The following is a 20,776-nucleotide window of genomic DNA, read 5'->3' as shown; positions in this document are numbered from 1 at the left end:
GGGGTTTCAGGCCGCGGCGGCAGTCCGTCCCGCCACCGGAGCCAGTGCATTCTCCTCGGCCGTCCGCTCGACGACGCGCGGACCGAAGAGACTCTCCTGCTCGGCGCGGGTCGACATCATGAACGGATAGCGATCATAGACCCTCTGCCGCATCAGCGGGAAGGACACCCCCATCAGATTGATCGGGTTCTTCAGGCTCGGATAGATCCGGGGTTCACCGACCGGCTCCATGAAGAGCAATCGGCGATAGAAGGCGCGGTGTTCGGTGCGAACCGTCGCGAGCGCATAGTCCGCCTCGGCCCATTCGGCGGCCAGCATGCCCATGCGGACGGTCGCATAGGCCAGAGCCGGATACTGGCGCGACAACTCCTGATCGACGACGAAGCGGGTCGGGTCGACGATGGTCTCGCCACGGGCGATCCGCGCTCCCAGGATGTCACCGAAGACCGACAGGGCCGGCGCGATCGGATGCTGCGGGCTCGCGATGTGAACACGGATGGAGCTGGCAAGAATACCGTCGAGATAGACGCCGAAGATCCACACATTCGGAGAGCTGTCGAAGTCGTCTTCGAATGCACCCGTTTCATTCGCCGTGATGGCTCCCTCACGCAGATAGCATTCGTAGCGAAGCCGGAAAACCGCTTGTCTGTCTCCCGAAGACACGACGCGCCGGTATTCGATCCGGCCGACGAGATCGGAAACATTCCTGGCAAAAGAACTGACCACGTTAACCGAATTCATCTGAAATGCCCCACGAGGAACGCCGCTACTCGTCCGTCTCAGTAGGGATGATGTTAATGATTTTTTAACGGATGGAAAGCACGTGGTTAAATCATCGTTAACGCGACTCGTGAAAATTGGTTAAATACGGTGCTCGTTACCGAGATACCTCTCGCTGCGCGAGCCAATTACTGGCGAGCCGCCTGCCATGGTTGTTTTGCATATGACAATCCAGAAAACATTGCGATGCAAGGCCCATTCGAGCGCATATTCTCTATCATGAATTGAACAAGCACGACTCGGATCAACTCTTGATTGAAATATTCGACAGCCTGACCACCCTCTCCCGCCGACCCATGGTCCCTGGACCCCGGCCGACGCCGTCGCGGCCATGGGAAATCGGCCCGGGCCTGTGGCAGCGCCTGGCATTCACAAAGATGTGTGTGCCGTTAGGGAAGGTATTGGGAAGTCTCAGGCCGCGTGGGCCAGCAGATCCTTGCCGGAACGCGCCATCATGAGCCGTATCTGATCGTTTGGAATGGCCGGGCTCAGAATGAAGCCCTGCACCTCGCTGACCACGCCCGGCGCGTCTATCAGCTTGAGTTGCTCATGTGTCTCGACGCCTTCGACGACAACGGACAGGCCCAGTTCGGCCCCGAGCCGCGTCACACCGCGCAGGAGCTTCGCGGATTTCTTGTCGGTGGTGATGTTGCGGACGAAGGAACGATCGATCTTCACCTTGTGCAGCGGGAACTTGTGCAGATAGCTCAGGCTGGAATAGCCGGTGCCGAAATCATCGAGCGACAGACGTACGCCCATGGCGCGCAGTTCATGAAGCACATCGAGGATGGCGGCCGAATCCTGCAGCAGCAGGGTTTCCGTGATCTCGAGTTCGAGGCGGTCGGGAGCAAGACCCGTCGCCTTCAGCGTCTCGCCGACCAGCTTCACCACGTCGTCCCGCTCGAACTGGACGGATGACAGATTGACCGCGACGCGCACCGAGTCCGGCCAGCCGGCGCAGGCGAGGCAAGCCTTGCGCAGGACCTGGCGCCCCAGTTCAATGACCAGGCCCGTCTCTTCGGCCACCGGGATGAACTCCGCGGGCGACACCATGCCCCTGACGGGATGAGGCCAGCGCACCAGCGCCTCGCAGGTGGTGATAGCCAGCGTCTTGAGGTTGAGCAGCGGCTGGAAATAGACGGCGAGTTCGTCGTTCTGGAGTGCGTGACGCAGGTCCATCTCGATGGCGCGGCGCGCCTGGGCCCGGCGGTCCATTTCCTCTTCGTAGAAATGAAGGATGCCCTTGCCGCCGGCCTTGGCGCGCCCGAGCGCCATGTCGGCGCTCTTCAGCAACTGGTCGGAATCGCTGCCATCGCGCGGCGCCAGGGCGATGCCGATCGACGCGCCGCAGACGATCGCCTTGTCGTCGACCTGCGTGATCCCCGCAATGGACTCGATGATCCGCGTCGCGAGGCTCGTCACGTCGTTGACATTCCGGCCCCCATTCTGAAGCACCACGAACTCGTCGGCGCTGAAGCGCGCCACGACGTCGTTGTCGCCGACCGCGAAGCGCAGGCGATCCGCGACTTCCACGAGGACAGCATCGCCCGTCGCGTGGCTCAGCGTATCGTTGATCTGCTGGAAATTGTCGAGATCCACGAACAGGACCGCGAGAAGGTCGTCGCCGCCCACCATCGCGAGGGCCGCGTCCAGCCTTTCCTGGAAAAGCAGCCGGTTCGGCAGGCCGGTCAGCGCGTCGTGCCTGGCCATGTGCGCCAGACGGGCCTCCGTGCGCCGCTTCTCGGTGATGTCCTCGATCGCCACCACGAGGCCACCCGATTCCATCGGCTGGAACGTCAGGTCGACATTCCGGTCATTGGCCTGAAGCTCCATCTGCTCCGTCGACAGGCCTTGCCCCCGCCGCCCGATCACGTCGAGCACCCGCCCCGCATCGCGCTCGCTCATCACGTCCAGGTCGACATAGGCGGCGACGATGGCTTCCGCGCGCGCGCCCGAGGCCATGCTGTCGCCGTCGATGGGCATGATCTCGAACCAGCGCCGGTTGACGACGACGAGGCGGCCGTCGGCGTCGAACATGGCGAGGCCATGCGGCATGTTGTTCAGCGCCGTGTCGAACCGGTCCGCCAGCAGCGAGACTTCGCGCTGCGCGATGATGGCGTTGAGGAGGATGTCGCGCAGGCGCCGCGCGATGTTCCTGACGCTGCCGAAGAAGGGCAGCGCGAAGCAGGCGAGGATCAGATAGTCCCACACCCCGGTCATGACCATGCCGAGGACCAGCGGCGTGCAGAGAAGGGCGATCTGGTCGTCGACGAACCGGCCGTTGGCGAAATTCCGCCCGGTGACCCCGACCATGTAGGACAGGGCCACGGAGATGCAGAAGAGATGCGCAGCCATGCTTGTCGACAGGGTAAAGGTCGCGAAGCACCACACGCCGATGGTGAAGACCAGCGCATTGGCGCCGAGAGTGTATTCCCATTCCCAGTGACGGGCCTGCTCGTAGGTCACGACCTGCGAGCGAACCCGCTGGTACTGTTTCATACGCGCCGTCCGGATCGCCGCGATCAGGAACATGGCGACGGGAAAGACCATGAGCAGGGGATGCCTGGTCAGATAGGCGACGTAGCCGCTGCCGGCGAGCGCGGCGGCGGCACCGAGCAGCAGCGAGCGCACGTCCTCGTACAGGGCATCGACCATCGAGACGTAGATCTCGGTGGGTAGCTCCCGCTTCGAGTCGCTCGGGCTTCGCCCCTGGTTACGCGCCATGCCGTCAAAGGACCACAGACGGCGATCCAAAACAGATCGCTCTCAACCAGAGACAAACAAAAAAAACTTGCCTATCAATTAATTGCAGGAAGATGGTTGCAAACAATTGGTCACGTCGCGCGGGGCGGCGAAGCAACGACCGCGTCCACGAGACCGGCCAGAACAGGTGTCGAGGTCGGAAAGTCGGCCGCCATCCACCGCCGCCTCACCTCGGCGAGGATCGCCCCGATCTGCGGCCCCGGCGCGATCCCCCGCCGCGTCAGATGATCCCCCGTCAGGGGGAAGGATGGCGGTGCCCAGCGGTCGGGCAGCGTGACGAGGTCGCGCCAGTCCGCATCGCTGGTCCCGGCTCCCGACCGGGCGAAGGCCACCAGCACCCGGTCGCGATAGCCGCGCTTGCCCACCGCATAGAGAACGCCTTTGGCGGCCACCAGCCCGGCAAGGGGATCGATTCCATGCCAGCCGTGACCGATGCCGTCGACGCGGCGCAGTTCCTCGTTGGAGAGCGCGAGCCGCTCGCGCAGGCGCTGTGCGTCCTCGCGCACGAGCACCGCCAGCGCACCCAGCCGCCGCGCCGGCTCGGCCGGCAGCCCCATCTCCGCCTCGATCCGGGCGAGGCGGCCAAGATCACGGCAGAGCGGCACACCGCCGAGGATCGGCCCGAGCAATCCGGCATCTGTCATGACCTGCAGGGTCTCGGCAGCTTCGGGGGCGACCACGAGCTTCATCAGTTCCGCGCGCAGGCGCTCGCGCGAGAGCTCCGCAATCCCCTCCCGCTCCGCGATGCAGGCTGCGAGCGCCGCCCGGTCCACCTCGCCCGCGCCGTAGATCGCGTGGAAGCGGAACAGCCGGAGGATGCGCAGACGATCCTCGCGGATCCGCGCCGCCGCATCGCCGATGAAGCGGACCCGGCGCGCGGCGAGATCCTGCCGGCCGCCGAAATAGTCGAACAGCTCCCCGTCGCGCGACAGGCTCATGGCGTTGATGGTGAAGTCGCGCCGCTCGGCGTCCGACCGCCAGTCGTGGCCGAAGCGCACGACCGCCCGGCGTCCGTCGGTCTCGACGTCCTCTCTGAGCGTCGTGATCTCGTATCCCGTGCCCTCCGCGACGACCGTGACCGTGCCATGTTCGATGCCGGTCGGCACCACCTTCAGCCCGGCCGCCCGCGCCCGGTCTGCGACCACGGCCGGAGCAGCGGTCGTCGCCAGATCGACATCGCCGGGCGGCAGGCCCAGCAGCCAGTTCCTCACCGCGCCGCCGATCGGGCGCACCTCGTCGCCATCGACACCGACGAGGGCGATCAGGTGCGGAACAGGACCCGAGGTCAGCCAGTCCGGCAGGGGCGGCAGGGGCGGCACGGGCGTCATCGCGGGTCCGGCGGAGCGCGGCGCTCCATGCGGGCCGGCGAATAGACGCCGTTCTCCACCTGCGCCGGCCGGTAGACGACGTTGGGATCACGAACCTGATAGGCGAGGTGATAGAGGAAATAGCCCCCTCCGAGCACGATTCCGAACAGCCCCAGCCAGATGACGGGCTGGCGGTCCCAGTGCTCCTTCAGGAACGGGCTCTTCTCCTTCACGTGCAGCCAGATGAAATACAGCGCGAAAGGCAGAACGAAGAGCGCCAGGTTGATCGCAATCCTCATCCGACCTCCTCGACGATCTCGTGATCCGTCAGCCGTTCCCACAGGTTGCGGATGATCCCCGCGGTGATGCCCCAGATGTACCGGTTCTCAAACGGCATGGCGTAGAAGTGGCGCTGCTCGCCGTTGAACTCGCGAAACTGCTTCTGGTGGTTGCGCGGGTCCATGAGGAAGGCGAGCGGCACTTCGAAGGCATCGCTCACCTCGCGCGGATTGATCGTCAGATCGAACGGCGGCGACACCAGGCCGACGACCGGCGTGATGAGGTAGCCGGTGCGCGACAGGAACGGCAGGAGATAGCCGAGCGGGCGCACATGGGCGCGCGAAAGGCCGATCTCCTCTTCCGCCTCGCGCAGGGCGGCATCCAGCGGCGTGGCGTCGCCCGGCTCGATCTTGCCGCCGGGAAAGGCGATCTGGCCGGAATGGTCGGGCATGTCGCTGGAGCGCAGGGTGAGAAGCACCATCGGCTCCGCGCGGGCCACCACCGGCACCAGCACGGCGGCGGGCTTGGCCGGCAGCCCCTCGTTGATCGTGTGATCGCCCTCGTCGCCGGGAGAGGTGCGCCCGCGGCGGCCGAAAATCTCCTGCCGCATGCTCGGCACTTCGAGGGAGAGCCGGCGCGTCACGGCAAGGCTGAACTGTTCGGACGTCTCGGGAATCACATCAGGCCCTCGATCTCGGATGCCGCGACCATGGGGTAGAAGACGCCCGCCACGTAAACCCCGAACCAGTCACGGCCATCCTGCGCGGCGATTTCCCCAAGGCTCGCGAGATCGTGAAAGAGCGCGCGAGAGACCCGCGCCCAAAGGTCGCGCCGGACATGGACATAGGGCTTGACGCCGTCGGTGCCCGCCTCCTTTTCGAACCGCAGGGGGTGGTCGGGACCGACATCGACCCATTGCTCGACCTGCGTGCGGAAGGCGATCTGCCGTGACCGCCCCTCGCCCTCGACCCGCATCTCGACCGCCGTGAAGGGCGCGTCGTCGACGGTGATGCCGATCTTCTCGACGGGGGTGACGAGGAAAAAACGGCCCTCTTCCCGCTTCAGAACCGAGGAAAACAGCTTCACGAGCGGCAGTCGGCCGATCGGCGACTTCATGTAGTACCAGGTGCCGTCCGCGGCGATCCGGATGTCGAGATCGCCGCAATAGGGCGGGTTCCACAGGTGGACGGGCGCGCCGCCCGCCGATTTCACCCGCGCCGCAATACCGTCCAGCCCTGCCGGCGCAGTCGCTTCCTGAGTCACGTTCCATGCCTCACGTTTCGGTGAACCGGCCGCCCAAAAAAGGTCGGATGGTGGGCCGATGCCTGTGACGAACGTAAGACTCGACTATCCGCGTCGCAACGCATGGGCCATGATGCACTGCGAAGCAACGCGCAGCCTCGAAGGGAGTCCCCATGACCGCCGAGACAGCCGAACGAATGGAAGACGCGATCGTTCGCGCCGCCGAAGCCACGGCCGCCCAGGTGCGGTCGGCACGGGCGAACATCTCGACCGTGATCTTCGGCCAGCAGCCCGTCATCGACAAGGCGATCATCACCGTGCTGTCGGGCGGACACGCCCTGCTGGTCGGCCTTCCCGGCCTCGCCAAGACCAAGCTGGTCGAGACCATGGGCACGGTCCTCGGGCTCGACGCCCGCCGCATCCAGTTCACGCCGGATCTCATGCCTTCCGACATTCTCGGCTCGGAGGTCCTTGAGGAGGCCGCCGACGGCCGGCGCGCCTTCCGCTTCGTCAAGGGGCCGGTCTTCGCCCAGCTCCTGATGGCCGACGAGATCAACCGCGCCTCGCCGCGCACCCAGTCCGCCCTGCTGCAGTCGATGCAGGAGCATCACGTGACGGTGGCCGGCGAGACCTACGAGCTTCCGAAGCCCTTCCACGTCCTCGCCACCCAGAACCCGCTGGAGCAGGAGGGCACCTATCCGCTGCCCGAGGCCCAGCTCGATCGCTTCCTGATGCAGATCGACGTCGACTATCCCGACCTGGAGGCCGAGCGGAAGATCCTGTTCGACACGACCGGAGCCCAGGAAAGCCATGCGCGACAGGCGCTGAGCGCCGAAGACCTCCAGGCGGCGCAGCGGCTGGTGCGGCGGTTGCCCGTCGGCGATTCCGTTGTCGACGCCATCCTGACGCTGGTGCGCTCGGCAAGGCCCGGCGCGGCCAAGGGGGATCTCGCCAATGCCATCGCCTGGGGTCCGGGACCGCGCGCCTCGCAGGCGCTGATGCTGGCGGTTCGCGCCCGCGCCCTGCTCGATGGCCGGCTCGCCCCCTCCATCGACGATGTTGTCGTCCTCGCCGAACCCGTGCTGAAGCACCGCATGGCGCTGTCCTTCTCGGCCCGCGCCGACGGCATGACGGTCGAGACGGTGATCGCGTCCCTGGTCAAGCCGATCGGCTGAGAGCGCCATGTTCGACCTCGCCCAGACGGAGAGTCGCGAGGACCAGGCCAGACGGCTGATGCGCGACAGCGAGCAGCTGGCCGCCGCCCTGCCGCGGCTGGTGCTGGAGGCGCGCCGCGTCGCATCCACCGTGGTCCATGGCCTGCACGGCCGCCGCCGCGCCGGCTCGGGCGAGAATTTCTGGCAGTTCCGCCGCTTCTCGGATGGCGAGCCGGCGAGCCGCGTCGACTGGCGCCGGTCGGCCCGCGACCAGCATCTCTACGTCCGCGAACGGGAGTGGGAGGCCGCCCACACGGTGTGGATCTGGCCCGACTGCTCGGCCTCCATGCAGTTCGTCTCGCCGCTCGCCTGGGAGACCAAGCGGGACCGCTGCATCGTCCTCGCCTTCGCCCTGGCCGAGATCATGGTGCGCGGCGGCGAGCGGGTCGGCATTCCCGGAATCATGCGGCCGACGGCGAGCCGCGCCATCATCGACCGCATGGCCGAGGCGCTGCTGGCGACCCCCGATCTTGCCGATGCCAGCCTGCCGCCCAAGGCTCCGGTGTCGCGCCTGTCGGAGGTGGTGATCCTGTCCGACTGCCTGGTGCCGGTCGACGAGTTCCGCGAGGAGTTGAAGAGCCTCGCCTCGGCGGGGTCGCGCGGCCACGTGCTGCAGATCAACGACCCCATCGAGGAGACCTTCCCCTACAAGGGCCGCATCGAGTTTGAGGAACTCGAGGACAAGCTGACGATCACCGCAGGCCGCGCGGAGACCTGGCGCGACGATTATGTCGCCCGGCTCACGGCCCACCGTGCGGCGCTGCGCCAGGAATGTGACGGGCGCGGCTGGAGCTTCGGCATTCACCGCACCGACAACCCGCCGGCCACCGCGATTCTCGCCCTGCACCAGCGGATGGGACCCGGCTCCCGCGACATCGGCCCCAGGATCGGGGGCGCATGATGCTTGGCCTGCCCCTCGCCTTCGCCTCGCCCCTCGTGCTCTTCGCGCTCGCCGCCCTGCCGGCGCTGTGGTGGCTCCTGCGGCTCGTCCCGCCCCGGCCGCGCCGCGTGCGCTTCCCGCCGACGCGCATCCTGATGGACATCGCGCCGAAGGAGGAGACGCCCTCCAACAGCCCGTGGTGGCTCACCCTGCTGCGCCTGCTGCTGGCCGCCATCATCATCATCGCCATGGCCGGCCCGATGTGGAACCCGCCGGCCGCCACCTCCGGATCGCGTGGCCCGGTCCTGCTGATGCTGGATGACGGCTGGCCCTCGGCCGCCTCCTTCGAGCAGAGGCTGCGGGTGGCTGCCGACATCGTCGCCTCGGCCGAGAGCGCCGGTCGCGCCGTCGCGCTGGTGCCGATGGCGCGGCCGGTCATCGATATTCCGCTGGAGACCCCGTCCTCAGTCCGCGAGCGGCTGCGTTCGCTCGAGCCGATGCCGCATACGCCGGATCGCGCCGCGATCATGCCGGCGATCCAGAAGTTCTTGACGGCCCAGCCCGAGGCCGAGATCGTCTGGCTCACCGACGGCGTCGACACCGGCCGTAGCAAGGCCTTCGTCGACCTCATGGCGCCGCTCGTCACCGGCCGCGCCATGACCATCTTCAACGGCGGCACCGCCTCGCCGCTCGCCCTCACGGGAGCTGCGAACAGCGCCGGCGGCTTCTCCGCCAAGGTGCTGCGCGCCGATGCCGGGCGCGCCATGGCCGGCCGCGTCAGGGCGCTCGACAGCCGCGGCCTGCCACTCGGCGAAGTGGCCTTCGCTTTCGAGGACGGCAGGAACGAGGCCGATGTTCGCTTCGAGCTGCCGGTCGAGATCCGCAACGAGATCACCCGGATGGACATCCTGTCGGAGCGTTCGGCCGGCGCGGTCCAGTTGATCGACGCCCGCTGGGCGCGGCGCACCATCGGCGTTGTCTCCGGCGCCACCGCCGACACGGCCCAGCCGCTGCTCTCGCCGACCTACTATCTCGGCCGCGCTCTCGAACCCTTCGCCGACATCCGCACGGTGGAGGGCGCTTCGCCCTCCGAAGCCATCGTGCGCTTCATCGAGGGCCGCGTGCCGATGATCGTGCTGACCGACGTCGGCACCGTCACGCCGGTGGCGCGCGACGCGCTGAACCGCTTCATCGACAATGGTGGCATCCTGCTGCGCTTCGCCGGCACCCGCCTCGCAGGCGCGCAGAACGACGACCTCGTCCCGGTCCGGCTGCGCCGGGGCGGCCGCCAGCTCGGCGGCGCCCTGTCATGGGAAACGCCGCAGGCGCTCAGCCCCTTCAGCCGGGAGAGTCCCTTCGCCGACATTCCCGTGCCGGCCGACGTGCGCGTCAGGCGTCAGGTCCTCGCCGAACCGGACGGGCTGCTCGCCGACAAGACCTGGGCGCAGCTCGCCGACGGCACGCCGCTGGTCACCGCCGAGAAACGCGGCCAGGGCCTGCTGATCCTGTTCCACATCACCGCCGACACCGCCTGGTCGGACCTGCCGATCTCCGGCGCCTTCGTCGACATGCTGAAGCGCATCGCCGGGCTGTCGGCAGCCGGCCGGCCGGCGGCCGAGGGCCTCGCCGCGGTGCCCGGACAGCCACGTGCGACCGAGCGCGTCGCGCCGACGCGCGTGCTCGACGGCTTCGGCGCCTTCGTCCGGCCGCCGGCGACCGCCAAGCCCATCGCCGCCGACTGGCGCGAGCCCGCGACCTTCGATTTCCCGCCCGGTTTCTACGGGCCGCAGGAAGGCACCATCGCGGTGAACGTGCTGGGACCCGCGGAGCGCCTGAAGCCGGCCGAATTCGGTCCTCTCAACGCCACGATCGAACGCTACCGTCTGGGTGAACCCGTCGACCTGAGGTCCCCCCTGGTGGCTGCCGCGCTCATCCTGCTCCTCGTCGACGGCCTCATCGTCTTCCTGATCGCCGGGGGCCTCGCCCGCCTGCCCTTCCGGCGACGCGGCGCCGCGGCCGCCCTGCTGCTCGCAGCGATGGCCGGGCTGGCGCTCACTCCCGGAACGGCCGACGCGCAGACGCGGCGCAGCCAGGACCGGCCGGTCATCTCCACCGGCAATGCCGCCGACGACGCGGCCATCCGCGCCACCCAGTCGACGCGCCTCGCCTATGTCGTCACCGGAGCGCGCGACGTCGACGACGTCAGCCGCGCCGGGCTCGAGGGCCTGACCCGCTTCCTCTCGGCCCGCACGGCGCTGGAGCCGGCGCAGCCGCAGGGCGTCGATATCGCCCGCGACGAGCTCGCCTTCTTCCCCCTGCTCTACTGGCCGGTGGTGGCCGGCGCCGAGGAGCCCTCGCCGCAAGCGCTGCTCAAGCTCGACGCCTACATGAAGCAGGGCGGCATGGTGATCTTCGACACCCGCGACGCGCTCACCGCCCGCCCCGGCCAGCAGAGCCCGGCGCAGGCGACGCTGCGCCGCATCCTCGCAGGCCTCGACATCCCCGAACTCGAGGCCGTGCCGCGCGACCACGTGCTGGCCCGCGCCTTCTTCATCCTGCGCGAATTCCCCGGACGCTACGCCGAGGGCGTCACCTGGGTCGAGGCCATCCCGCCGGCCACCGAGGAGGAGGCCGCCAGGCCCGCCCGCGCCTCGGATTCGGTCTCGCCGATTATCATCACGTCGAACGATCTCGCCGCCGCCTGGGCCATCGACCGGCAGGGCAATCCGACGCTGCCGGTCCAGGGCGAGGCGCGCCAGCGCGAGCTGTCGTTCCGCTTCGGCGTCAACCTCGTCATGTATGCCCTCACCGGCAACTACAAGACGGACCAGGTCCACGTTCCGGCCCTGCTCGAACGGCTGGGGAACTGAGCGATGACCCTCGGCGTCGTCTGGTCTCCGATCCTGCCGCTCTGGGCGCTGGCGCTCGCGGCGCTCGCCGCCGCGCTCGTCGCCGGCCTGCTGCTCCTGTCACGGACGCGCGGCTCCTGGTGGCGCATCGCCGCCATGACGCTGGCGCTTCTGGCCCTCGCCAACCCGGTTTTCACGCAGGAGGACCGCGACCCGCTGCAATCGGTCGTCGCCGTCGTCATCGACCGCTCCGCCAGCCAGAGCCTCGCCGACCGCGCCCGCATCACCGACGAGGCGAAGGCCGCCATCGAGCGCAGCTTCGCCCGCTCGCCCGGCTTCGAGGTGCGCTGGATCGACGCCGGGGCATCCGACGGCCAGACCGATGGCACGCACCTGTTCGAGGCGCTGCGCTCCGCGCTCTCGGACGTGCCAGCCGAGCGCGTCGGCGGCGCCATCCTCGTCACCGACGGCCAGGTTCACGACGTCCCGGCGCAGGCCGCCGCCATCGGTTTCACCGCGCCGGTGCATGCCCTCATCACGGGCCGCTCCACCGACCGCGACCGGCGCGTCGTGCTGACCCAGACGCCGCGCTTCGGCATCGTCCAGCAGAGCCAGACGGTTGGCTTCCGCGTCGAGGACAACGGCACCGGCGGCGCCGTGGCACAGGCCGTGGTGACCATCCGCCGCGACGGCGAGGTGATCGAACGGCGCACGGTGACCACCGGCGCCGCCACCGCCGTCCCGGTCCAGATCACCCATGCCGGCGCCAACATCGTCGAGATCGAGGTGGATGGCCTCGAGGGCGAGCTGACGCCCATCAACAACCGCGCCGTCGTCGTCATCGACGGCATCCGCGAGAAGCTGCGCGTGTTGCTGGTCTCCGGCGAGCCGCATGCCGGCGAGCGCACCTGGCGCAACCTCCTGAAGTCCGACGCCGGCGTCGACCTCGTCCACTTCACCATCCTGCGCCCGCCCGAGAAGCAGGACGGCACGCCGATCAACGAACTGTCGCTGATTGCTTTCCCGACCCGCGAGCTGTTCCAGATCAAGATCCGCGAATTCGACCTCATCATCTTCGACCGCTACGCCCAGCAGGGCGTGCTGCCGCTGATCTATTTCGACAACATCGCCCGCTATGTGCGCAGCGGCGGCGCCCTGCTGATTGCGGCCGGCCCCGAACATGCGAGTTCCGCCTCGATCAACGACACGCCGCTGGAGAGCATCCTGCCGGCCGCCCCGACAGGCGACGTCATGGAGCGGCCCTTCCATGCCCGCGTCTCGGACCAGGGCCGCCGGCATCCGGTGACGCGCGCCCTGCCCGGCATGGCCGCCGAGGGCAATCCGCAGTGGAGCCGCTGGTTCCGCCTGATCGAGAGCCGCCAGCCGGCGCAAGGGGCGACGACCGTCATGGACGGCCCGGACCGGCGCCCCGTGCTGCTGCTGTCGCGGCAGGGAGAGGGCCGCGTCGCCCTGCTCCTGTCGGATCATATCTGGCTGTGGGCGCGCGGCTTCGAGGGCGGCGGACCGCATCTGGAGCTGCTGCGCCGCCTGTCGCACTGGCTGATGAAGGAGCCGGAGCTGGAGGAGGAGAGCCTGCGCCTCGCCGTCCGAGGCCGCCAGCTTGCCGTCGAACTCCAGACCATGGCCGAGCGCCCCGAGACGGTGACGCTGACGCGGCCGTCCGGCGACACGCTGACGGTGACCATGCAGGACGCCGAGCCCGGTCTGTGGCGCGGGCAGGTCGACATCACCGAGCTCGGCCTCTGGCGCGCCCAGGCCGGCCGCCTGACCCGTCTCATCAATGTCGGCCCGCCCAATCCGCGTGAGTTCACCGACGTGACCTCGACGCTGCGCCTGCTGGAGCCGCTGGTGCGCGCCACCGGCGGCGGCCTGTGGCGCATCTCCGAGCAGGGAACGCTCAGCATCCCGCGCATCGTGCCGACACGCTCGGCCAGTTCGCTCCGCGGCGAGGACTGGATGGGCATCCGCCAGCGCGACGCCTCGGTCGTGCGCGGCATCGGCATCCTGCCGGCCTTCGCCGGCATTCTCGGCCTGGTGCTGCTGCTCGGCGCGCTGACGATGGTCTGGGTCCGCGAGGGGCGATAAGCCCCCCCGCGATGCCCGGCGACAATGCCCGCGCTCACATCACGCGACTGGCCGCGAAACCTGTCAGTTGCGCCGGCGGCGGGGCCGACCGAACACGCGCCGTCCGACGGCGCGCTCGCCGCGCTCCGCGCTACGGCGTGACCGACGCGATCCGAGGCCGATGCTGCGGCCGGCACGCGTCACACCCCGGTTGGCGCTGCGGCCAGCGCGGGTCACCGCCCGGCCGGTCCGGCGAGCGCCCTGCGTGAGCCAGGACGCTTCGGCGGGTGCAGCCAGCGTCGCGGCCGGCAGCGCGAAAAGAGCCATCAGGAAACTGCGTCGCATCATCATCATCCGTCGATCCTCCCATGAAGCACGGGCCGTGAGCGATATATTCGGCCACGAGCCTTGCAGAGCGGACCCTGGGCCGAGCTTGGCGACAAGGCAAGTGCAGGCCTGCCCCTTGGACCGCCGAGGCCGGCGCGCAGCGCTGACTACGGTCGTCGTCAGAAGCAGGCGATGAACTCGCGGTAGACCCAGCCGAGAGGCTCGCCGGTCTCGCGGTCCACCACATAGGACCACGGGCGGCCGCGCTCGTCCTCGCTCGACCTGACACGGGTGACGAGCGTGCCGTTGCGCACCCGGCCGACGATGACGCCATTGGGGCTGTCCCGCAGGTTGAGCGGCGTGCCCGTCGGGTCCATGACACGGCAGCGCGTCGACTGGGCATCCGCGCCCGACGCCACCAGGGCCAGACCGAGTGCAAGGCCGATCCCGAAAATCCTGACCATCATCGCCTCCCGTCGCACGTTGTGAGGTGGAAACCTTAGGGTCCTTCAGGCAAGGGCGTGTGTCGCCCTCGCCCGACCCGTGTTTCAGGCGACGTCCGGCGCGCCGCGCACCAGCCCCGAAACGCCGTCGAAGGCGCCCGCCACCAGTTCCGCCACCAGAAGCCGACCGGGGTCGACCGGGCCCGGCAGGACGAGCCGGCCGGGGGGCACGACCTTGAAGCCGAAGCGTTCGTAGTAAGGGGCATCGCCCACCAGCACGATCAGGCGATGGCCGCGCGCGCGCGCCGCTTCCATCGACCGGCGCATGAGGGCCCCGCCGATGCCCTTGCTCTGGAAGGCCGGGTCGATGGTGATGGGACCGAGCAGCACCGCGGGCGTGCCGGGACCGATATCGACGGGCGAGAGCCGGATGGAGCCGACCAGCAGCGTGCCGACGCGGGCGGTGAAGCAGAGCGCGGCATAGGGCGCGACCCCTTCTCGCAAGCGGAAGGCGGTGCGCGAGAAGCGGCCGGGACCGAAGGCGCGTTCGTGCAGGCGCTCGATCGCCGCATGGTCAGTGGGGTTCTCGGGATGCAGGTCGAGCGTCAGGTCAGGCATGGCACACGGGGTCCATCGGCAGAAGGCGTACGAAATCAGGGGCTCAGGCCATCAGGCCGGCCGTCATCGTCGCTCGATCCGAAGAGGTGCGCTGCCCAACATGACAGCGCGCATAGCATGCCGGACCGCAGGCGTCATCCCGCGCCCCGCGCATCCTCACCTTGCCCGGTTGCCACGGTTCGGGCGGCGCCGAACCATTCCATCCCCAGCGCCACCATGATCCACTCGACGGGCTCGCGAGCAACGGCGCACATGGCATGACACGAACAGGCTTCTTCGGATGGACGGTGGTGTGGGCGGCTTCCGCCCTCGCCGTCTGCGGCTGGGGCCTCGGCTTCTACGGCCCGCCGATCTACCTCCACGTCATCCACCAGACCCGCGGCTGGCCGCTGGCCCTGGTCTCGGCGGCGGTGACCACCCACTATCTCGTCGGCGCGCTGACGGTCGCCAACTTGCCGGCCATCTATGCGCGCTGGGGCATTGCCCGCGCCACCAAGGCCGGCGCCCTCGCCCTGAGCCTCGGCGTCCTCGGCTGGAGCCTTGCCGCCGCCCCCTGGCAATTGTTCCTGGCAGCCGCGATCAGTGGCATGGGCTGGGTCACGCTGGGAGCCGCCGCCGTCAACGCCATCGTGGCGCCGTGGTTCGTCCGCGGCCGGCCCGCGGCGCTCGCTTGGGCCTATAACGGGGCCAGCGTCGGCGGCATCCTGATGTCGCCGCTTTGGGTCTTCGCCATTGGCCTCGCCGGCTTTCCGGCCGCCGCGGCGGCCATCGGCATCGCGGTCGTCATCGGCATGTGGCTGCTCGCCGACCGCGTCTTCGCCCATTCGCCCGCCTCGCTCGGCCAGCAGCCCGACGGCGACGCGCCAGGTTCTCCCGATGCGACGACCGATCCTCAGGGCTCTCCGTCCCTCCCCGCAGGAGCCCTGTGGCGCAACCGCAGCTTCGTCACCCTCGTCGCGGCTACCGCCCTCGGCCTGTTTGCGCAGGCGGGACTGCTGGCTCATCTGTTCTCCCTCATCGTTCCGGCCCTGGGAGAGGCCTGGGCGGGCATCGCCATGGCTGCGGCGACGCTGGCCGCCGTCGCAGGCCGGACGCTGCTCGCCTGGCTCATGCCGGACCGTGCCGACCGCAGGCTGATCGCGGCGGCCAGCTACGCGATCCAGATCCTCGGTTGCCTGGCGCTGGCCCTGTCGCGCGGCGAGGATCTGCCGCTCATCTGGGCCGGCGTCGTCCTCTTCGGCCTAGGCATCGGCAACCTCGTGTATCTGCCGCCGCTGATCGCCCAGATCGAGTTCGCCCGGGCCGACGTGGGGCGTGTGGTGGCGCTGACCGTGGCGGTGGGACAGGGGCTCTATGCCTTCGCGCCGGCGCTGTTCGGCCTCGTGCGTGAACTCGCGCCCCGCGCTGGCGCGTCAGGCGATGCGCGCTTCGTGCATGCCATGGCGGCCGCGTTCTTCCTCGCCGCCATCGTCACGCTCATGACCGGCCGGCGCTGATCGCTACCAGTGCGGACTGCGCGGGCGACCCTCGAACAGTTCGGCGAGGCGCTCGCGCGTGCCGCGGGTGGTTCCTTCGGGCATCTCGCTGCGGGCAAAGAACCGCGCCTCGAGGATCTCGCGGGTCGGCACGAAGGGCGTCGGCTGTGTCCAGGCCTCGACGCGGAAGAGCGCCACATGGTCGCGCCGGGAGGTGCGGGCATTCAGGTACATGCCCTCGAAGCGTGGCGGGGCCGCCAGTTCGACATGGGCCTCCTGCCGGAGTTCGTCGGCGAGGGCCTCCTCCAGCGTCTGCCCGACCTCGACACCGCCGCCGGGGAAATGCCAGCCGGGCGTATAGCTGTGGCGGACCAGCAGGATCCGTCCGTCGGCATCGACGACACAGGCCCTGACGCCGAGCGTCATGCCGCGCGAGACGCGCCAGTAGAGATGGAGCAGCGGCGAGAGCCAGGACCGGCGGTCCGGACCGAGGAAGATCATGGCGCTCGCCTTTCATCAGCTTCGCGAATGACACATTGCGGATTCATGAACGATGGCGATCAAAAATGCATGGCTGCCCCGGCGAAGCAAGTGCTTCCGCCGGACCCGTCGCAAGCCTAAATGAGCGTCATGTTGCGCTGCAATATTGAGCAGCGCGCCCAATCAAGGAGCGCCCCGATGCTCATCGCCCTGTTCACGTCCTTCCTGAAGCGCCGCCCGGCCTTCCGCTGGCAGCCCGCCATCGAAATCCGCGACGGCGCCACCGCCGCCGCCCTCGGCATCTATACGCGCGGCTGAGTTTTCCGCGCGACAGAGTTGCACGCGCGACCGAGTCCCCCTCCACTCCGTCCGCGCGCCGAAACGGACGCTCCGCCGACCCCCTCCCGGGTCGCGGGCGTCCGTTTTTCGTTCCGCGCGACATCCGACCCGCTGGACAGCCGCCGCGCACCTCGCGCATAGCGTGACGCCATGGTCCGCATCGCCCATTTCTCCGATCCGCATCTCGGTCCGCTGCCGAACCCGCACTGGCGCGACCTGATCGGCAAGCGCCTGACCGGATACCTCAACTGGCGCCGCGGCCGGGCCGAACACCATCGCATGGACGTCCTCGACCGGCTGCTGGACGACATCGCCCGCGCCGAGGTCGACCATGTCGCGGTGACCGGCGACCTCATCAACATCGGCCTCGCCGACGAGTACAAGGCAGCCCGCAGCTTCCTCTGGCGCGTCGGTCCGCCCGACCGCGTCAGCTTCGTGCCCGGCAACCACGATGCCTATATGCGCGAGACCGTGCCGGGCATCGTCCACCACTGGCGCCCCTGGTTCCTCAGCGACGGAGTGGCGGAGAACGATGGCGGCTATGCCTTCCCCTTCACGCGCGTGCGCGGGCGGGCGGCCCTGATCGGCCTCAACAGCGGCGTGCCGACCGCCCCCTTCCTCGCCACCGGTTTCCTCGGCAGCCGGCAGATCGCGGCCCTGGCCGATGAACTGGAGGCGTTCGGCCGGCAGGGCCTGGCGCGCCTCGTGCTGATCCATCACCCGCCCTTCGACATCGGCTTCCAGAAGCGGCTGGGCGACCATCAGGAACTCGCGGCGATGCTGGCGAAGGTCGGCGCCGAAGCGGTGCTGCACGGCCATACCCACAAGGGCACGCTGCGCGAGATCCGCGGGCCGAACGGCCCCATTCCGGTCATCGGCGTGCCCTCGGCGTCCGCCGCGCCGGGCGGGCGTCACGAGTCCGCGGCCTGGAACCTCGTCACCGTCGACGGCGAGCCGGGAGCCTGGCGTGTCGCGGTGGAGCGGCGGCCGGTCACCTGACGCCGCCCAACGAATAGGGCGCGGCTTTCACCGCGCCCTGGTCGGTTGCGCCCTGTCCCGACGCTTCAGACGCCGAGATAGGCGCCACGTCGAGAAAGACCGATGCGGTCCATTTCAGCCTGCTCGCGCACCGCATCGGCGGCCCGGTCGCGGGCGCTCTCGCGCTCGTCGAGAATTTCGACCTTCTTAAGTTCCTCGAAGGCCTCGGCCAATGCCGCCTTGGCATCGTCGAGCTGGCCCTTCAGTTCACCGGCCGAGCCCATGAGGTTGTCGCGCCGCTGGCGCGCCGCCTTGGCATAGGTCGGATAGGCATAATGCGCCGGGTCATGGACGTTCGCCCGGGTCTGCTCGGCCACGATCTCGCGGTCGAGCTCGTTCGCCATGCGCTCGAACTCGGCGATCATCATTTCGATCTGCGCCACCTGACGGCGCTTCTCGTCGACCTGAAAGCGCTTCAGGCGGATCAACGTCTCTCGCGACTTCATCGACTCGTACTCCCAGAAGTCCCCTCGATCCGCGCGGCACACACACGCCCCGCGGTCGTCCTCAACCCCCGAAACACGGGAGCCTTACCCCTAATGAAAGCTGAACCTAGCCCCACGAGGTTGAGATTCCGTTTCCGGAAAGCGTGATTCGTGGTAAACGGCCGTTCATAAGTCTCGCCATTCATTGGGGAATTCAGCGGCTTCTCAATCTCCGCCGCCCTCCAGGATCGCGGCGAGCTGCCGGTAGCCCTCTCCGATATGCGCGACCTCGTCCTTGCGCTGGCCGAGAAACGCCTCGAGCGCCGGCTGCAGGCGGATCGCCTCGTCCACTTCCGCCGACGAGCCCTGGCGATAGGCCCCGAGGCGGATCAGTTCCTCCATGTCGGAGTAGGTCGCCAGCACCTGCTTGGCCTTCTGGATCACCGGCCAGAACTGCGGATCGGCCGAGCGCGGCATGGTGCGCGACACGCTCTTCAGCACGTTGATGGCTGGGTAGCGCCCGCGCTCGGCGATCGACCGTTCCATGACGATATGGCCATCGAGGATGCCGCGGACGGCGTCCGCCACCGGTTCGTTATGATCGTCTCCGTCGACCAGCACCGTGAAGATCGCGGTGATGGCGCCCTCGCCCGGACCGGGGCCTGCCCGCTCGAGCAGCCGCGGCAGCTCGGAGAAGACGGTCGGCGTATAGCCCTTGGCGGTCGGCGGCTCGCCGGCGGACAGGCCGATCTCGCGCTGCGCCATGGCGAAGCGCGTGACGGAATCCATCATCAGCATGACCTGCTGGTCGAGGTCGCGGAAATACTCGGCGATGGAGAGGGTGAGATAGGCCGCCTGCTTGCGCATGAGCGCGGGTTCGTCGGAGGTCGCGACCACGACGACCGAGCGGGCGAGGCCCTCCTCGCCGAGATCCTCCTGCAGGAACTCCTGAACCTCGCGGCCGCGTTCGCCGATCAGGCCGATGACCGAGACATCGGCGTCGACATTCCGGGCGATCATCGACAGAAGCACCGACTTGCCGACGCCGGATCCTGCGAAGATGCCCATGCGCTGGCCGCGGCAGCAGGTGAGGAAGCTGTTGAGGGTCCGGACGCCGAGATCGAGCGGCGCGCCGACACGGCGACGGGTATGGGCCGCCGGCGGATCGGCCCGGAACGGCATGGGATCGCCGCCCTGCGGCAGCGGTCCCTTGCCGTCGATCGGCTCGCCGAGCGCATTGACCACGCGCCCGAGCCAGGCCGATGTCGGCCTGACCGCGGCCGGGGCCAGAGAGACGAGAGCCTTGCAGCCGCGCCGCACCCCCGAGAGGCCCGCGAAGGGCATGAGCAGCGCCTGGTCGCCGGCAAAGCCCACGACCTCGCAGGGAATGGGCCGCGCGCCTGTCTCCACCGTGACCCGCGCCCCGACCGACATGGCGTGGATGGGACCGGCCGCCTCGATCATCAGGCCCCGGACCCCCGAGACACGACCGTAGATCGTGACGGGATCGATATCGAGAATCTGGTCGGCGAGCGCGCGCATGAGTGAGGGATCCGTAACTGTCGGCCCACATTCCTGCCGGCATGGTCAACGAAGGGTTAACGCGTGGCGCCTGGTAAACGCGACACGGCAGATTTTGCCGGTCTGCAGCATGCCCTTCAGGTCAAAGCGATGCATTTTGCACGGCACGGCCGGCAACGTTTACCCACCATTAACCATGAGCCCGGTAGAACCTGCCCATCGGCGGCGCCCACCCCTTCCCCGGACGGTCGCCGATTTCAGCCCGCTGCCGCCGCGGCGGGCCCCCAAAACGGTCGAAGTTTAACGAGCTTGGGCCAATCCGATTCAAAGTAAAGGCAACGGACGCCCGCATTGCGCCCGGTCGGGTAACCCTTCCTTAACCCGGCCCGTTAATGATCCCTATCAGCCGATTAAAGGCATCCGTGGCCGTTAGGGGTTCGTTTGGAACGACCCACTGCGAGCCCTGGTCGCGGACAGGCAGGAACCGCTCTTCGACGAGGCGACCGAAATGGTCGATTCGGCAGGGGGTTGGAGTGAGTCGCAGAAATATTTCGCGAAGACTCTTGCTCCCCCGAATCACAGTTTGTTAACCATTAGGGCGTAGCGTCGAATCAGTGAACGGGGACGGATCCCAGGCGCCCTCCGCGCGGCGGCGGAGGCACGGGATCGCTATGCCGAGCGACTGTTTCGTCTGTGTGGACGGAATGGCCG

17 protein-coding genes are annotated in these 20,776 nt (G+C 68.6%); 6 read left to right on the top strand and 11 right to left on the bottom strand.

The genetic code is table 11. The annotated features are described in order from the left end of the window. Positions 1-6: 6 nt before the first annotated feature. The 6 genes from ACJ4V0_RS14355 to ACJ4V0_RS14330 all read right to left on the bottom strand — a co-directional run bounded on the left by ACJ4V0_RS14355 (position 7) and on the right by ACJ4V0_RS14330 (position 6,392). Positions 7-741 carry an N-acyl amino acid synthase FeeM domain-containing protein gene (locus tag ACJ4V0_RS14355; protein ID WP_448300273.1) on the bottom strand — a complete coding sequence of 245 codons (735 nt, stop codon included), beginning with the start codon at positions 739-741 and terminating at the stop codon, positions 7-9. Positions 742-1,191: 450 nt separating this feature from the next. Next, positions 1,192-3,435 (bottom strand): putative bifunctional diguanylate cyclase/phosphodiesterase, encoded by a 2,244-nt coding sequence (locus ACJ4V0_RS14350; protein WP_448300272.1) that lies wholly within the window; start codon positions 3,433-3,435, stop codon positions 1,192-1,194. 179 nt (positions 3,436-3,614) lie between these two features. Beyond that, positions 3,615-4,871, bottom strand: a complete 1,257-nt coding sequence (locus ACJ4V0_RS14345; protein ID WP_448300271.1) for a CCA tRNA nucleotidyltransferase — start codon at positions 4,869-4,871, stop codon at positions 3,615-3,617. Further along, positions 4,868-5,149, bottom strand: a complete 282-nt coding sequence (locus tag ACJ4V0_RS14340) for a DUF6111 family protein (protein ID WP_448300270.1) — start codon at positions 5,147-5,149, stop codon at positions 4,868-4,870. Before ACJ4V0_RS14340 ends, ACJ4V0_RS14345 begins: the two co-directional genes overlap by 4 nt. After that, entirely contained in the window at positions 5,146-5,739 is a 594-nt protein-coding gene (locus ACJ4V0_RS14335; RefSeq protein ID WP_448300423.1) for a CoA pyrophosphatase, read from the bottom strand. The genes ACJ4V0_RS14340 and ACJ4V0_RS14335 overlap by 4 nt, the downstream gene beginning before the upstream one ends. A gap of 65 nt (positions 5,740-5,804) precedes the next feature. Beyond that, complete coding sequence (locus ACJ4V0_RS14330) at positions 5,805-6,392, bottom strand: DUF1285 domain-containing protein (RefSeq protein ID WP_448300269.1); 588 nt, start codon at positions 6,390-6,392, stop codon at positions 5,805-5,807. A gap of 152 nt (positions 6,393-6,544) precedes the next feature. Between ACJ4V0_RS14330 and ACJ4V0_RS14325 the strand changes: the two genes are divergently transcribed. Genes ACJ4V0_RS14325 through ACJ4V0_RS14310 form a run of 4 tightly spaced genes read left to right on the top strand, consistent with a single transcriptional unit; the run spans position 6,545 to position 13,420 of the window. After that, complete coding sequence (locus ACJ4V0_RS14325; RefSeq protein WP_448300268.1) at positions 6,545-7,546, top strand: AAA family ATPase; 1,002 nt, start codon at positions 6,545-6,547, stop codon at positions 7,544-7,546. A gap of 7 nt (positions 7,547-7,553) precedes the next feature. Next, a complete protein-coding gene (locus ACJ4V0_RS14320; protein WP_448300267.1) occupies positions 7,554-8,486 on the top strand; it encodes a DUF58 domain-containing protein in 933 nt (310 codons plus the stop codon). Next, a complete protein-coding gene (locus tag ACJ4V0_RS14315) occupies positions 8,483-11,335 on the top strand; it encodes a DUF4159 domain-containing protein (protein WP_448300266.1) in 2,853 nt (950 codons plus the stop codon). The genes ACJ4V0_RS14320 and ACJ4V0_RS14315 overlap by 4 nt, the downstream gene beginning before the upstream one ends. A 3-nt stretch (positions 11,336-11,338) precedes the next feature. Continuing rightward, entirely contained in the window at positions 11,339-13,420 is a 2,082-nt protein-coding gene (locus ACJ4V0_RS14310) for a hypothetical protein (RefSeq protein ID WP_448300265.1), read from the top strand. Between the two features lie 485 nt (positions 13,421-13,905). Here ACJ4V0_RS14310 and ACJ4V0_RS14305 read toward each other — a convergent pair whose 3' ends face one another. Together ACJ4V0_RS14305 and ACJ4V0_RS14300 are read right to left on the bottom strand one after the other, a co-directional pair. After that, complete coding sequence (locus ACJ4V0_RS14305; protein ID WP_448300264.1) at positions 13,906-14,190, bottom strand: peptide-binding protein; 285 nt, start codon at positions 14,188-14,190, stop codon at positions 13,906-13,908. An 84-nt stretch (positions 14,191-14,274) separates the two neighbouring features. Then, positions 14,275-14,787, bottom strand: a complete 513-nt coding sequence (locus tag ACJ4V0_RS14300; protein ID WP_448300263.1) for a GNAT family N-acetyltransferase — start codon at positions 14,785-14,787, stop codon at positions 14,275-14,277. 257 nt (positions 14,788-15,044) lie between these two features. On the opposite strand from ACJ4V0_RS14300, the gene ACJ4V0_RS14295 reads away from it, so the two are divergent. Next, positions 15,045-16,283, top strand: coding sequence for an MFS transporter (locus ACJ4V0_RS14295; RefSeq protein WP_448300262.1), 1,239 nt, complete (start codon positions 15,045-15,047; stop codon positions 16,281-16,283). A 3-nt stretch (positions 16,284-16,286) separates the two neighbouring features. Here the strand turns inward: ACJ4V0_RS14295 and ACJ4V0_RS14290 are convergent, their stop codons facing one another. After that, positions 16,287-16,763: an NUDIX domain-containing protein gene (locus ACJ4V0_RS14290; protein WP_448300261.1), complete on the bottom strand. Its 477-nt coding sequence runs from the start codon at positions 16,761-16,763 to the stop codon at positions 16,287-16,289. A 468-nt stretch (positions 16,764-17,231) separates the two neighbouring features. On the opposite strand from ACJ4V0_RS14290, the gene ACJ4V0_RS14285 reads away from it, so the two are divergent. Next, complete coding sequence (locus ACJ4V0_RS14285) at positions 17,232-18,080, top strand: metallophosphoesterase family protein (protein WP_448300260.1); 849 nt, start codon at positions 17,232-17,234, stop codon at positions 18,078-18,080. 65 nt (positions 18,081-18,145) lie between these two features. On the opposite strand, the gene fliJ is transcribed toward ACJ4V0_RS14285, so the two are convergent. Together fliJ and fliI are read right to left on the bottom strand one after the other, a co-directional pair. Beyond that, positions 18,146-18,565 (bottom strand): flagellar export protein FliJ, encoded by a 420-nt coding sequence (fliJ, locus tag ACJ4V0_RS14280; protein ID WP_448300259.1) that lies wholly within the window; start codon positions 18,563-18,565, stop codon positions 18,146-18,148. A gap of 204 nt (positions 18,566-18,769) precedes the next feature. Next, on the bottom strand, positions 18,770-20,086 hold the full coding sequence (fliI, locus tag ACJ4V0_RS14275) for a flagellar protein export ATPase FliI (RefSeq protein WP_448300258.1): 1,317 nt from the start codon (positions 20,084-20,086) through the stop codon (positions 18,770-18,772). Positions 20,087-20,776 lie beyond the last annotated feature (690 nt).

It is taken from the genome of Phreatobacter aquiterrae, from assembly GCF_053471285.1.
This window is presented reverse-complemented; position numbering and strand designations above follow the sequence as displayed.